This is a genomic window from Nitrincola iocasae, from assembly GCF_008727795.1.
Lineage (GTDB): Bacteria > Pseudomonadota > Gammaproteobacteria > Pseudomonadales > Balneatricaceae > Nitrincola > Nitrincola iocasae.
The window spans coordinates 3,695,838-3,709,023 of sequence record NZ_CP044222.1 but is presented as its reverse complement, the minus strand read 5'-3'; the positions used below and the strand labels follow the sequence as shown (position 1 = coordinate 3,709,023).

The window sequence follows — 13,186 nt, the reverse complement described above, 5'->3', positions numbered from 1 at the left end:
ACGCTATGAGTTACCGCATTGCCATTAATGGCTATGGCCGCATAGGTCAGAGTGTGTTGCGTGCCCTGTATGAACGGGGTCTGCAGCATCAGTTGCAGGTGGTGGCGTTAAATGAGTTGTCGGATATAGAAACACTCACGTATCTGACTCGCTATGACACCACCCACGGGCGCTTTCCTTTGCCAGTCAGCCATGACGGTCAACATCTATTAATTAACGGCGATAAAATTCGGGTGCTGAGCATTGAGGACCCACAGCAATTGCCCTGGGCTGAATTAGATGTGGATCTGGTCATGGACTGTTCCGGTAGCTTTTCTAATCTTGCCCAGGCACAAAAACACCTTGATAGTGGTGCTCAGCGTCTGCTGTTTTCCAATCCTGCGTCGACTGATATTGATGCGACGGTAATCTTCGGGTTTAACCATCAGCAATTACAGGCGGAGCATCGGGTAGCCTCGGCGGCATCCTGTACCACGAATTGTCTCGTACCTGTATTGGATTTACTTGACCGGCAGTTTGGTATTGTCAATGGCGTGACCACTACGGTGCATTCCGCCATGAATGATCAGCCGGTCATTGACAGTTATCACCGTACTGATCTTCGACTCACACGTAGCGCTCTGCAGTCGATTATTCCGGTTGATACCGGCTTGAGTAAGGGAATCGACCGACTCTTGCCGCATTTAGCCGGTCGCTTTGAGTGCTTGCATCTACGGGTGCCGACGATCAATGTGTCGCTGATGGATTTGTCTATCAATCTGGCCAGTGATGCGTCAGCTCAAGCGGTCAACCGCTTGATGCAAGCCAGCTCTTGCCAAGGGCCGTTGCAGCAGTTGATGGGTTATACCGAAGAAGCTCATGCCTCGGTAGATTTTAACCGGGACCCTCGCTCTGTGATTATCGATGGCACCCAAACGCGGGTTTCGGGGCAGCGGTTGCTGAAGATGATCTGCTGGTTTGATAATGAATGGGGCTATGCCAATCGTATGCTGGATGTCACAGATCACTGGCTAAGGCTTAGGAAAATTTTTGATTGAAAACTAACAAGGAACTATCCCTATGAGCATTCAGAAAATGACAAACCTGAATCTGTCCGGTAAACGGGTGCTGATTCGTGAAGATCTGAACGTACCGGTTAAGGATGGAAAGGTAACCTCGGATGCGCGTATCCGTGCATCATTACCAACGATTGAGCTGGCGCTGAAAGCGGGTGCCAAGGTCATGGTCATGTCTCATCTGGGGCGCCCTACTGAAGGCGAGTATGACGCAAAGTATTCATTGGGTCCGGTTGCCGAACATCTGTCCACTTTACTTAAGCGCCCCGTGCCGCTGATCAGTCATTGGCTGGATACGCCGTTTGACGTTGCCGAGGGTGATCTGGTAATACTGGAAAACGTACGTTTTAATGTCGGCGAGAAAAAAGACGACGAAGTTTTGGCAAAAACCATGGCGTCACTCTGTGACATCTTTGTCATGGATGCTTTCGGCACGGCGCACCGTGCTCAGGCATCGACGCATGGTGTCGCTAAATTTGCACCGGTGGCTTGTGCTGGCCCCTTGCTGGCTAATGAACTGGATGCGCTGGAAAAGGCTTTGGATGCGCCGGTCAGACCGATGATGGCGATTGTTGGAGGCTCTAAGGTATCAACTAAGCTGGAAGTGCTGAATGCCCTGTCGCTAAGTTGTGATCAATTGATCGTGGGTGGCGGCATTGCCAATACCTTTCTGGCGGCGGCTGGTAAGCCAGTTGGCAAGTCTCTATGTGAGCATGACCTGATTCCGGTGGCGAAAGCGCTGATGGATAAGGTGTCTATACCTCTGCCGGTCGATGTTGTGGTGGCTACCGAGTTTGCGGAAGATGCCGTTGCGACCATTAAAGCAGTCGATGACGTCGGCGAAAACGATATGATTCTGGATATCGGTCCGCAGTCAGCTCAGCACCTGGCTGAGATGCTCAAGGGGGCTGGCACGATTATCTGGAACGGTCCTGTTGGAGTGTTTGAATTCGATCAGTTTGGTGAGGGCACCCGGGTGATAGCTATGGCGGTAGCTGCAAGTGAAGGTTTTTCCATTGCCGGAGGAGGTGACACTCTGGCGGCAGTCGACAAATACGGGATTGAAGAACAGGTATCTTATATTTCTACGGGTGGCGGTGCTTTTCTGGAGTTTGTAGAGGGTAAAGTGTTACCGGCTGTTGCGGTACTGGAACAGCGTGCTACCCAGCACTGATAATTAAATTAAAGAGGTTTACTCATGGCACTTATTTCTATGCGACAGTTGCTGGACCATGCTGCTGAGCACGGCTACGGCATACCAGCTTTTAACGTAAATAACCTGGAACAGATGCGCGCCATTATGGAAGCGGCGGCTAAAACTGACTCACCGGTGATCGTGCAGGCTTCCGCGGGTGCGCGTAAATATGCGGGCTCTAACTTTCTGCGTCATATGATTCTGGCCGCTATTGAAGAGTTCCCACAGATTCCTGTATGTATGCATCAGGATCATGGTACCAGTCCGGCTGTTTGTCAGCGCTCTATTGCAATGGGCTTTTCATCGGTAATGATGGATGGATCACTGGGTAGCGATGGAAAAACTCCAACCAGCTACGAGTACAACGTGGATGTGACCCGCCGTACCGTGGAAATGGCGCATGCCTGTGGTGTTTCAGTTGAAGGGGAGCTGGGCTGCCTGGGGTCGCTGGAAACCGGTATGGCCGGTGAAGAAGATGGTATTGGCGCTGAGGGTGTTCTGTCGCATGAACAGATGCTCACTGACCCTGAAGAAGCCGCCGATTTTGTGCGTAAAACTGGCGTGGATGCATTGGCAATTGCCATAGGTACCAGTCATGGCGCCTACAAATTCACTCGTCCACCGACAGGCGATACTCTGGCAATTCAGCGCATCAAAGAGATCCATGCGCGTATTCCGGATACTCATCTGGTGATGCATGGCTCATCGTCTGTGCCACAGGATTGGTTGGCAATTATTAATGAATATGGCGGTGAAATCCCGGAAACCTATGGCGTACCGGTGGACGAAATCGTGCAGGGTATTCGACATGGCGTGCGTAAGGTGAATATTGATACTGACTTGCGTCTGGCATCAACCGGTGCGGTACGTCGTTTCCTGGCGCAGAACCCGGCTGAGTTTGATCCACGCAAATACCTCAAGGAGACGATTACTGCGATGCGCGAGATCTGTATCGCTCGTTATGAAGCCTTTGGTTCCGCCGGTCACGCCAGCAGTATTACACCGATTGCACTGGAGGATATGGCTGAGCGCTACGAGTCCGGTCAGTTGGATGTAAAAATCAACTGAGGATTCCATCGCCCGGAGACCGGGCTCCTACGTTTAAAATAGATTCCTGTAGGAGCTCGCTCCGCGAGCGAACCACCTCATCGCCCGGAGACCGGGCTCCTACATTAAAAATACATTCCTGTAGGAGCTCGCTCCGCGAGCGAACAAAGCCAAAACATACACTCCTGTGGGAGCTCGCTCTGCGAGCGAACAAAACCATCGCCCGGAGGCCGGGCTCCTACAACAAAATAATTCTCTTCTGCACTAAAATTGAACATTTACACAATTTTTGTGTATTTTTAGGGCGTTGTAGGCTAAGTTTTATTTGGGCTCAAGCCTTTAAATAAGTAGAAGCGCGTTAAACGCTCGGTTTTTATCTGTGTTAGCTGGCAAATCTGTTTTGCTGGCTCAGAAATTGCAGTCTCTCCCGTGCGTTGATGCGTAACTACGTTTCTATAGGTTGCGTAAAACAAAAAACAACATTCATGGGAGAAACTACATGAAGAAGATTGCAACATTCGTTGGCGCTGCATTGGCAGTGACGGCAGCGGCTAGCGTTAGTGCCGATACTCTGGAAACAGTTAAAGAACGTGGTGCGGTGCAGTGTGGTGTCAGTGATGGCTTGCCAGGCTTTTCAGCAACAGATAGTGATGGACGCTGGCAGGGCATCGATGCAGATTTCTGCCGTGCCGTTGCCGCGGCTGTGCTGGGTGATGCCGAAAAAGTTAATTTTGTCTCGCTGACCGCAACAGAACGCTTTACCGCACTCCAGTCTGGTGAAATCGATGTACTTTCGCGTAATACAACCTGGACACTGACCCGTGATGCCTCACTGGGCCTGAACTTCGCCGGGGTTACCTACTATGATGGTCAGGGTTTCCTGGTCAAGAAAGATCTGGGTGTCAGCAGTGCGCTTGAGCTGGATGGTGCTTCAGTGTGTATCTCTTCCGGTACCACCACTGAGCTTAACCTGGCGGATTACTTCCGCTTTAAAGGCATGAGCTATGAGCCAGTACTCTATGATACAGCTGATCAGACCGCTCAGGGTTTTGAAGCGGGTCGTTGTGATATTCTGACCTCAGACCAGTCTCAGTTGTATGCGCTGCGTCTGCAGTTGTCTGATCCTGATGGTGCCATGGTACTGCCAGAAGTTATTTCCAAAGAACCCCTCGGACCCGTGGTTCGCCAGGGTGATGATGTCTGGTTCAACATTGTGAAATGGACCTTGTCTGCGCAGCTCAATGCTGAAGAGCTGGGTGTCACCAGCGCCAACGCCGAAGAGATGAAGGCCTCAGATAACCCATCCATTCAGCGTTTACTGGGCACATCCGGCAATATGGGTGAACTGCTTCAGCTAAGCAATGATTGGGCTTACAACATTGTTGAGCAGGTCGGTAACTACGGTGAAGTGTTTGACCGCACTGTAGGTACAGGCTCTCCGCTTAACATTGAACGCGGCCTGAATGCACTCTGGAGTGAAGGTGGTCTGCAATACGCCCCACCAGTTCGTTAAAGTCCACTTCTGAGTGAACAGTCCGGGTTATGGGGTTATCGACTCCATAACCCGTTCAAAGTCTGGTACCTGACAGGCATTTTCAGGCTGTGTACAGAGGCGCATAACTTTCATGAAATCAAATAACCGCAATAGTTTTACCCGTCTTGTTTATAACCCGACTGCTCGCAGTCTGTTTTATCAGGCCGTTATACTCGGGTTGTTGCTCTGGTTTATGATGACCATTGTTGGCAATGTCATGACCAACCTTGAAGTCCGTGGGATATCATCCGGGTTTGGTTTTTTGGAGCAACCAGCGGGATTTGGTATCTCGCAAACACTGATTGAATACAATGAGACCTTCAGCTTTGGGCGTACCTTCTTTGTAGGTTTGCTTAATACTTTGCTGGTATCAGCACTAGGAGTAGTAGCTGCTACTTTCTTGGGGGTTTTTGTCGGTATAAGCCGTATTTCTCCTAACTGGTTGCTACGAAAAATCTCGATGGTATACATCGAAATTCTTCGTAACATCCCGTTGTTGCTACAGATTTTCTTCTGGTACTACGTGGTGCTGCAAACCCTGCCGAATACTCGAAACAGCCTTGCCCTGGGCGAAGCTGTGTTCCTGAATATACGTGGCATTTTCGTCCCCAGGCCCATGGCAGAAACAGGCTTTGCCTTTTATGTGGGTTTGATCGTCGCAGCTATAGTTGGTGTGATTTTCTTATCACGTTGGGCAAAAAAACGCATGATGGATACTGGCCAGCAGTTTCCAGTATTCTGGACTTCTGCAGGTATTTTGCTGGCGACTATTATTCTGGGTTTTTTTATCACCGGCCGTCCTATCGGACTGAATTACCCCGTGTTGCGCGGGTTTAATTTCAGTGGCGGTATGTCATTGCTACCGGAGCTGGTTGCACTCTGGTTTGCGTTAACCATCTATACCAGTACCTATATCGGCGAAATTGTCAGATCAGGTATAGAATCTGTGTCACATGGACAGACCGAAGCCTGCCGGGCGTTGGGTCTGAATGAAAAGCATCGCATGAATCTGGTGGTGTTACCCCAGGCAATGCGTGTGATGATTCCTCCCATGACCAGTCAGTATCTCAACCTGACTAAAAACTCTTCACTGGCAACCGCGATAGGGTATCCAGATCTGGTATCAGTCTTTGCGGGTACAACGCTGAACCAGACGGGGCAAGCGATAGAGATTATCACCATGACCATGCTGGTTTACCTGACCATCAGTTTGCTGGTATCTGCCTTTATGAACTGGTTCAACAAACGCGTTGCTCTGGTGGAGAGATAAGATGGATAAATTTACCCCTATTGTCGATCGTCCGGCACCTATCGTTGAGGTGGGTCTGATTGGCTGGATGCGCAAGAACCTGTTTTCCAGTCTGCCGAACACACTGGTCACCCTGTTTACTGTGTATGTGCTTTGGATGGTGTTGGTGCCCTTTCTGAACTGGGCCTTCATTACATCAGACTGGATTGGAACCACGCGTGATGACTGTGATAGCGGGGGGGCTTGCTGGGTTTTTATAACAGTACGCTTTAACCTGTTTATGTATGGTTTTTACCCGGAAGACAGCTACTGGCGGCCTAATCTGACCTTTATCCTGCTGTTGGCCATTCTGGTGTGGATGTCTGTGCCACGACTGCCATTTAAGAAAGTCATCGGTATTCTCGCGCTTACTGCCTATCCGGTTTTAGCTTATACGCTGCTCTATGGCGGTTTTGGCCTGGAGGTTATTCCCACCCACCGCTGGGGGGGCTTGATGCTGACACTGGTGCTGGCCTTGATCGGTATCGTTGTGGCTATCCCTATCGGGATTCTGTTAGCGCTTGGACGTCGTAGTGAGATGCCGGTCATCAAGATGGTCTGTGTGATCTTTATTGAGTTTTGGCGTGGTGTGCCCTTGATTACCATCCTGTTTATGGCGTCGGTAATGTTGCCGCTGTTCTTTGCCGGTGGTACGGATGCTGACAAACTCATGCGTGCCTTGATCGGTATTGTAATGTTCCAGTCGGCTTATATGGCCGAAGTGGTGCGTGGTGGTTTACAGGCACTGAGTAAAGGGCAGTTTGAAGGTGCAGATGCACTGGGTCTCAGTTACTGGCAGAAAACCAGTCTGGTGGTGCTGCCTCAAGCGCTGAAAATCATGATTCCGGGCATAGTGAATACCCTGATTTCACTGTTCAAAGATACCAGCCTGATTGTCATCATCGGCTTAATGGACGTTTTAGGTATGGTGCAACAAGCCCTGTCTGATCCTGCCTGGTTGGGCTATCCGGCTGAAGGTTACTTGTTTGCGGCTTTCATGTTCTGGATCTTTTGCTTCAGCATGTCGCGGTACAGTAACTATTTGGAAAATCATCTCAATACCGGCCATAGAAATTAACTGGAGTTCTGGTCAATGACGAACGAACAAGACTATATCATTACCCTGAAAGATGTGAATAAATGGTACGGTGAGTTTCATGTGCTGAAGGACATCAACCTGAATGTGAAACAGGGTGAAAAAATTGTCATCTGCGGGCCTTCCGGCTCCGGCAAATCCACCATGATCCGCTGTATCAATCACCTTGAAGAGCACCAGGAAGGCGATATCATCGTCGATGGCGTACTGCTCAATAATGACCTGAAAAATATCAGTCAGGTGCGTAAAGAAGTGGGGATGGTGTTTCAGCATTTTAATCTGTTTCCACATTTGACCGTGTTGCAGAATTGTACGCTGGCGCCTATCTGGGTGCGTAAAATGCCGAAGAAGGAAGCTGAAGAGATAGCCATGAACTATCTTGAACGCGTTAAAATTCCGGATCAGGCACTTAAATACCCAGGGCAGCTTTCCGGTGGACAGCAGCAGCGTGTGGCGATTGCGCGCAGTCTGTGTATGAATCCGCGAGTGATGTTATTCGATGAACCTACCTCTGCACTTGATCCGGAAATGATCAAGGAAGTGCTGGATGTTATGGTGGAGTTGGCTGGTGAAGGTATGACGATGCTCTGTGTGACCCATGAAATGGGTTTTGCCAAGAAAGTCGCTGATCGGGTTATTTTCATGGATGCCGGGCAGATCATAGAGGAAAATGAACCGCAATCCTTCTTCAACAATCCCCAGTCTGACCGTACCAAGTTGTTCCTCAGCCAAGTGCTGGATCACTAAGGTAACCTGCTGGTGCGGTAGTCATTGCCGCGCCAGTATTTTGTCTAAAAACCGCACCAATTACCTGTCTGTCACGTAAACTCCCCTGTAACAGGTTAATATTTGTAAAGGTATGGCCAAATCAAGCCTGAAATCCGGTCCTCGGGTTTATACTGGCAAGTTTGGTGAGTGGATTAAATGATAGGGAGTCGCTATAGCGTGTACCTGACGAGATTCGTTACTTTACTCTTGTGCGGGTTACTGTTGATCGGGTGTGATCAGCAGTCGGTACAGGGCAATCAGGCATCCCGCGTGGAGCGTGCACATCTGGTGGAATTGCACCAGGTGACAGAAGACGTGGTGAAACTGGACAGAATACGTACCGGGACCCTGCGGGCGACAGTTAAGTATCGTTTGTTTGTTCAGGAAGAAGGTCAGATTGCTGAGCTGCCCTGGTATCCCGGTGATCAGGTCAGCCGTGGGGATCTTCTGATTGCGCTGGATGACAGTCTGTTGCGTTCACAGGTTGCCCGCAGTCGAGCGGAGTTGCAGCGAGCCGAACGTGATCTGGAACGGGTGCGTTCACTGTCACAACGTAATCTGATCTCTGTAGAAGAGTTGCAGCGTCGCGAAACCGAATTGGAAATTGCACGGGCTGAGCTGGCTATTCTGACAACCCGTCTGGGTTACACCCGCATGTCGGCTCCCTTTGCCGGGGTCGTGACAGAACGTTTGTCCGAGCCAGGTAACTTCGCGGCCAAAAACACCCATTTACTCACCTTAATCGACCCGACGTCGCTGGTTATTGATGTGCAGTTGTCTGAGCAAGTGATGACTCACTTGCAGTTGGGCGACAGCGTCACTATACAGTTAGATGCCTTGGGACCGCAGGATTTTGCCGGTCAGATTACCCGTATTTATCCCCAGGTTGACCCACTGACACGCCGTGGTCAAGTTGAAATTCAACCGGATCCTATCCCGGCGGGTGCCGTACCCGGGCAACTGGCGCGTGTCAGCCTGTCAGCCAGGTTGCAGGAGCGTATGATGATTCCATTTTCCGCCTTGCGTTATGATCAGGGGGAGTATGTCTACCTGATGAATGCGCAGCAGCGTATCGAAAAGCGAGCGATCACAACGGGCGTACGGGTGGCAGATCGTATTGAAGTCCTGAATGGCCTTGAAGCGGATGATCAGATCGTTATTCGCGGGTTTATGGGGTTAACGGAAAATCAGGTGGTAAAGCCCGTTACGCCCCTGGCTGAGCGGGAATCCTGATGGAACCTGTGCCGGTGGAGACGTCTAAACGCCACGGTTCCGGCTTGGCTGGTTGGTCAATCGAGCACCCAATTGGTGTGACGATGATTGCGCTGGCGGTGATCGTCGTGGGGATTTTCTCGTTGAGTCGCCTCTCTGTAGACCTGTTACCTCGGCTTATCTATCCGGAAATCAGCGTGCGTATCAGTGATCCCGGGGTGCCGGCACTGGTCATGGAAGATCGCATCACTCGCTTTGTGGAAGAGCAGTTGGCCATCACTGAAGATATGATTAATATCCAGTCCAGTACCAGTCAGGGGCGTAGCAGTGTTGATCTGATCTTTCCCTATGGCAAGGATATTGATATTGCCTTGAGAGATGCCAGTACTCGTCTGGATAGAGCCCGGCGTCTACTGCCAGACACGATTGACCAGCCAACCATCTTTAAGCGTGACCCTTCACAGATACCGGTGATGCAATACGCCATCAGTTCTGGCTTGCGAAGTCCGGTAGAGCTGCGCAGTTGGGTCGAGGATGTGTTTTCCAAGTGGTTTATTAACCTGCCAGGGGTAGCGGCAGCGGAAGTCGGTGGTGGGCTGGAACGGGAAATTCAGATTCTCCCTGATCCGGTCAGGTTGGCGGGTTTGGGACTGGACGTGGATGATGTGGTTGAGGCGCTGTTACGTAACCATCGTGAGGACCCCTCCGGGCGTTTGCGAACTGATCGCCAGGAGATCAGTGGTCGGATCAGTGGTCGCTTTGATAGTGTTGAAGCGCTGGCCGGACTATCGATTGAGCTGCCTGCCGGTGGGCAGGTGTCACTGGATGACGTAGCACAGATCCTGGATACCCATAAGGATGAGCGTTTGCGTATCCGTGCCAATGGTACCCCGGCACTGCAGTTATCGATTCAGAGCCAGCCAGATGCCAATACGATTTCAGTTGCCAACCATGTACAGGAACGTATGCATTGGCTTAGTGATCAGGGCTTGTTGCCAACCGATATCGATATCTACCCGATTACCGATCAATCGATTTATGTGCGTCAAGCGTTGAATAACTCAGTATTGGCTGTGGTCAGTGGAGCCTTGCTGGCCATGTCAGTGGTGTATGTGTTTCTGGGTAATCTGCGCCGTACCCTGATTATCGGCAGTGCCATTCCCATTGCGGTGATGGTGACTTTTGTACTGATGGGGCTGGGCAATCTGACACTTAACATCATGACATTGGGAGGTTTGGCACTGGGGGTCGGCATGCTGGTGGATAACACTATCGTGATGTTGGAAAATATATACCGGCACCAGCGTGAAGGTGAATCCAGTCATGACGATGCGGCTAATGCCGCCGCCGAGGTCAATAGCGCGATTCTGGCCTCAACTTCCACCAATTTGGCCGCTATTTTACCCTTCCTGTTTGTCGGCGGTCTGGTGGGACTGCTGTTCAGAGAACTGATCATTACCATATCCGCGGCAGTTGTCGCCTCCATGGTGATTGCACTGACGCTGGTGCCAGCGCTCGCCTCCAGGGTTCTGACACATAAAACCAGTCGCTTTCGTCATCTCATTGATCGCTTCATTAACATACTGCAAACCGGCTATGCCAATTTGATCAGTCAGGTGCTTCAATTTCGTTGGCCTATTCCGCTGGTGTTTATACTGTTGTTGTTGGTCAGTCTGCCTACGTTTATCAGTGGATCGCAAACCTTCCTGCCAACACTGGACGATGGCCAGGTGGATCTTCGCGTGATTGGCGATCCGGATATTACCCTGGATGAAATGGACCGGCGGGTGTTGATTATTGAGCAACTGGCCCGGCAGGATCCTGACGTTGACAGCGTGTTTGTAGTATCTGGCGGATTTGTCTGGGGGCGTGCGTCTCGCGAGGCGGCCAACCAGGCGAGTATGACGGTGCAGTTAACATCACTGTCAGAGCGACAAATCAGCTCGCAACAATGGATTAACCGTATGAACCAGCAGATAGCGGAGCAACAGTTGGCTGGTATTCAGGTACGTATGCGTCAGCGTGGTATTCGTGGGATACGCACCAGTACCAGCGATGACGATATCAGCGTACGCATTCAGGGCCCTGAACTGGACGTTTTAGACAGCCTGGCAGGTGAAACAGTCAATCGACTTGAGGCTCTGCCAGGGATTCAAAATCTGGGCTACTCATCTGAAGAACAGGTGCTGGAGCTGGATTTTAAGGTAGACCGGCAGCGAGCCGCCGCATTAGGTATCGATGTGCAGGATATCAATGAAGCGCTGATCATGGCCCTGGAGGGCCGTGTTGTAACTGATTTTTATGAAGGTGGGCGCGGTTACGATATGCGCGTTAAACTACCTGAACACTTGGCTGAGGATGTACAGGATCTCGAATCCGTGATGCTGTTCCCGGCGTCAGAGGGTCGCCAGACACTGTATCTGGGGGATCTGGCCGAAGTCGATCTGACTAAAGCACCGGGTAACATTCTCCGCGACAGTCAAATGCGCATAGTCGAAATTTCGGCCTCTCTGGTTGATGGTTACCCGTTGGGAGAGGTGTTGGCCGCTATCGAGGTGGCACTGGTTGGTATGCCTTTGCCTGATGGCTATAGCCGTTTTGATGGGGGGGCGGCGCAAACCTTGAAAGAAGGCCAGAAGCTCACCGGAGTGCTATTGTTGCTAGCATTGTTTCTGGTATTTGTGGTGATGGCGGTACAGTATGAATCGCTGCGCAATCCGTTGGTTATTATTCTCAGTGTACCTTTCAGTGCCATAGGTGTTGCTGGCGGTTTAACTCTGCTCGGTATGCCCTTATCTATGCCGGTCTGGTTAGGAATGATTATGCTGGCGGGCATAGTCGTGAATAATGCCATCGTACTGGTGGAATATATTGAACTGCAGCAGGATCGTGGCATGCAACGAGATGACGCTATCATTGCCGCTGCCAGGCTGCGTTTGCGGCCGATACTTATGACCACCATGACCACGGTTGCGGGAATGTTGCCACTGGCTATCGGGATGGGTGAGGGTTCCGAAATGCTGCAGCCGTTGGCCGTAGCGATTGTATTTGGATTAAGCTTTTCAATGCTGGTGGGCCTGTTACTGGTACCCGTTATCTATTCGTATTTTCATCCAGCTATGCGTAAGGCCCAGCGATTCAGTCAGGCTGAACCTTACGTGGCAAGTTAACGATAAAAAAGTATCCCGACACAAGCGGCAGTGATAGCCACGGCGATGCAAAAGCGGATCCAGGGAAAAGTCGTGGGTACGGGAAGTAACTTGTGAAGATCTGGTGCGGAATCATGCAGCGGTTTGCGACCCGTAAACATGGCTTTTACCAGACCTTCGCCTAACAGCTTGTAAAAGACGATGGCCAGCAAATGCACCCCGATCAGAATCAGAATCCAGTCAAAAAATCGCCGATGCCAGCTACTCATCCAGCTTACGGTGTCCTGAGATGCTGTGCTGGCCAGGGGGCCTGAAAAGAGTATGTCATCATCAGTAAATAAGCCAGTCAGTAACTGAAAACTCAGAGCACCCAGTAACACCAAGACCATCAGGCCTCCTAAAGGGTTATGCCCCATATAGGCTAGCGGTTGACGACGAATAATGGACATGGCGTAGCCCCTCCAACTGCGAGGGCCAGTGATAAAACGGCTGAAGCGTGCAGCCGGTGTGCCGATAAACCCCCAGATAATACGATAAATCATCAGCCCTAAAAGAATCTGAGCCAACAGCATATGATGTTCTATGGCATCAAAATTTTCGCTTTGGGTGGCAGAGAACCACAACAGAAACAGTAAAACTGGCAAGCTCCAATGAAAAACGCGTAAACTCCAGTCCCAGACTTTCACGGAAGTTTCCATTCCATCATCCTTAGTTTAAATGCAGATAAATTCATATACACAGACAGCATAACATAGCGGAAAGTTTAATCAGCAGCGTTTGTGGTCATTTCGCTTAACGCGTATTATTAAACCCACATCAAGCCACTCAGAAGTTTCTGTGCG

At 50.6% G+C, this 13,186-nt stretch carries 10 protein-coding genes; 9 read left to right on the top strand and 1 reads right to left on the bottom strand.

Annotation, left to right across the window (positions count from 1 at the left end; all coding sequences use genetic code 11):
• Positions 1-5 precede the first annotated feature (5 nt).
• The 9 genes from F5I99_RS17065 (at position 6) to F5I99_RS17025 (ending at position 12,365) form a co-directional block, all read left to right on the top strand.
• Positions 6-1,037, top strand: coding sequence for a type I glyceraldehyde-3-phosphate dehydrogenase (locus tag F5I99_RS17065; protein WP_151058116.1), 1,032 nt, complete (start codon positions 6-8; stop codon positions 1,035-1,037).
• Positions 1,038-1,059: 22 nt separating this feature from the next.
• On the top strand, positions 1,060-2,229 hold the full coding sequence (locus F5I99_RS17060; protein WP_151058114.1) for a phosphoglycerate kinase: 1,170 nt from the start codon (positions 1,060-1,062) through the stop codon (positions 2,227-2,229).
• A 24-nt stretch (positions 2,230-2,253) separates the two neighbouring features.
• Positions 2,254-3,318, top strand: coding sequence for a class II fructose-bisphosphate aldolase (gene fba / locus F5I99_RS17055; protein ID WP_151058112.1), 1,065 nt, complete (start codon positions 2,254-2,256; stop codon positions 3,316-3,318).
• Between the two features lie 478 nt (positions 3,319-3,796).
• Positions 3,797-4,810, top strand: coding sequence for an amino acid ABC transporter substrate-binding protein (locus tag F5I99_RS17050; RefSeq protein ID WP_151058110.1), 1,014 nt, complete (start codon positions 3,797-3,799; stop codon positions 4,808-4,810).
• A gap of 112 nt (positions 4,811-4,922) precedes the next feature.
• The gene (locus F5I99_RS17045; protein ID WP_151058108.1) at positions 4,923-6,101 is read left to right on the top strand and encodes an amino acid ABC transporter permease; all 1,179 of its coding nucleotides are present in this window, start codon (positions 4,923-4,925) and stop codon (positions 6,099-6,101) included.
• Between the two features lies 1 nt (position 6,102).
• Entirely contained in the window at positions 6,103-7,197 is a 1,095-nt protein-coding gene (locus F5I99_RS17040) for an amino acid ABC transporter permease (protein WP_151058106.1), read from the top strand.
• 15 nt (positions 7,198-7,212) lie between these two features.
• Positions 7,213-7,962, top strand: coding sequence for an amino acid ABC transporter ATP-binding protein (locus F5I99_RS17035; RefSeq protein ID WP_151058104.1), 750 nt, complete (start codon positions 7,213-7,215; stop codon positions 7,960-7,962).
• A 198-nt stretch (positions 7,963-8,160) separates the two neighbouring features.
• Entirely contained in the window at positions 8,161-9,216 is a 1,056-nt protein-coding gene (locus F5I99_RS17030) for an efflux RND transporter periplasmic adaptor subunit (protein ID WP_191905883.1), read from the top strand.
• Positions 9,216-12,365 carry an efflux RND transporter permease subunit gene (locus F5I99_RS17025; protein WP_151058100.1) on the top strand — a complete coding sequence of 1,050 codons (3,150 nt, stop codon included), beginning with the start codon at positions 9,216-9,218 and terminating at the stop codon, positions 12,363-12,365. The genes F5I99_RS17030 and F5I99_RS17025 overlap by 1 nt, the downstream gene beginning before the upstream one ends.
• Here F5I99_RS17025 and F5I99_RS17020 read toward each other — a convergent pair.
• Positions 12,362-13,042 (bottom strand): cytochrome b/b6 domain-containing protein, encoded by a 681-nt coding sequence (locus tag F5I99_RS17020; RefSeq protein WP_151058098.1) that lies wholly within the window; start codon positions 13,040-13,042, stop codon positions 12,362-12,364. The genes F5I99_RS17025 and F5I99_RS17020 overlap by 4 nt on opposite strands.
• Between the last annotated feature and the right edge of the window lie 144 nt (positions 13,043-13,186).

Excerpts from the sequence above, each read along its gene's own strand:
- F5I99_RS17065 (WP_151058116.1), top strand. The coding sequence starts at position 6 with ATGAGTTACCGCATTGCCATTAATGGCTATGGCCGCATAGGTCAGAGT.
- F5I99_RS17060 (WP_151058114.1), top strand. The coding sequence starts at position 1,060 with ATGAGCATTCAGAAAATGACAAACCTGAATCTGTCCGGTAAACGGGTG.
- fba (WP_151058112.1), top strand. The coding sequence starts at position 2,254 with ATGGCACTTATTTCTATGCGACAGTTGCTGGACCATGCTGCTGAGCAC.
- F5I99_RS17050 (WP_151058110.1), top strand. The coding sequence starts at position 3,797 with ATGAAGAAGATTGCAACATTCGTTGGCGCTGCATTGGCAGTGACGGCA.
- F5I99_RS17045 (WP_151058108.1), top strand. The coding sequence starts at position 4,923 with ATGAAATCAAATAACCGCAATAGTTTTACCCGTCTTGTTTATAACCCG.
- F5I99_RS17040 (WP_151058106.1), top strand. The coding sequence starts at position 6,103 with ATGGATAAATTTACCCCTATTGTCGATCGTCCGGCACCTATCGTTGAG.
- F5I99_RS17035 (WP_151058104.1), top strand. The coding sequence starts at position 7,213 with ATGACGAACGAACAAGACTATATCATTACCCTGAAAGATGTGAATAAA.
- F5I99_RS17025 (WP_151058100.1), top strand. The coding sequence starts at position 9,216 with ATGGAACCTGTGCCGGTGGAGACGTCTAAACGCCACGGTTCCGGCTTG.
- F5I99_RS17020 (WP_151058098.1), bottom strand. The coding sequence starts at position 13,042 with ATGGAAACTTCCGTGAAAGTCTGGGACTGGAGTTTACGCGTTTTTCAT.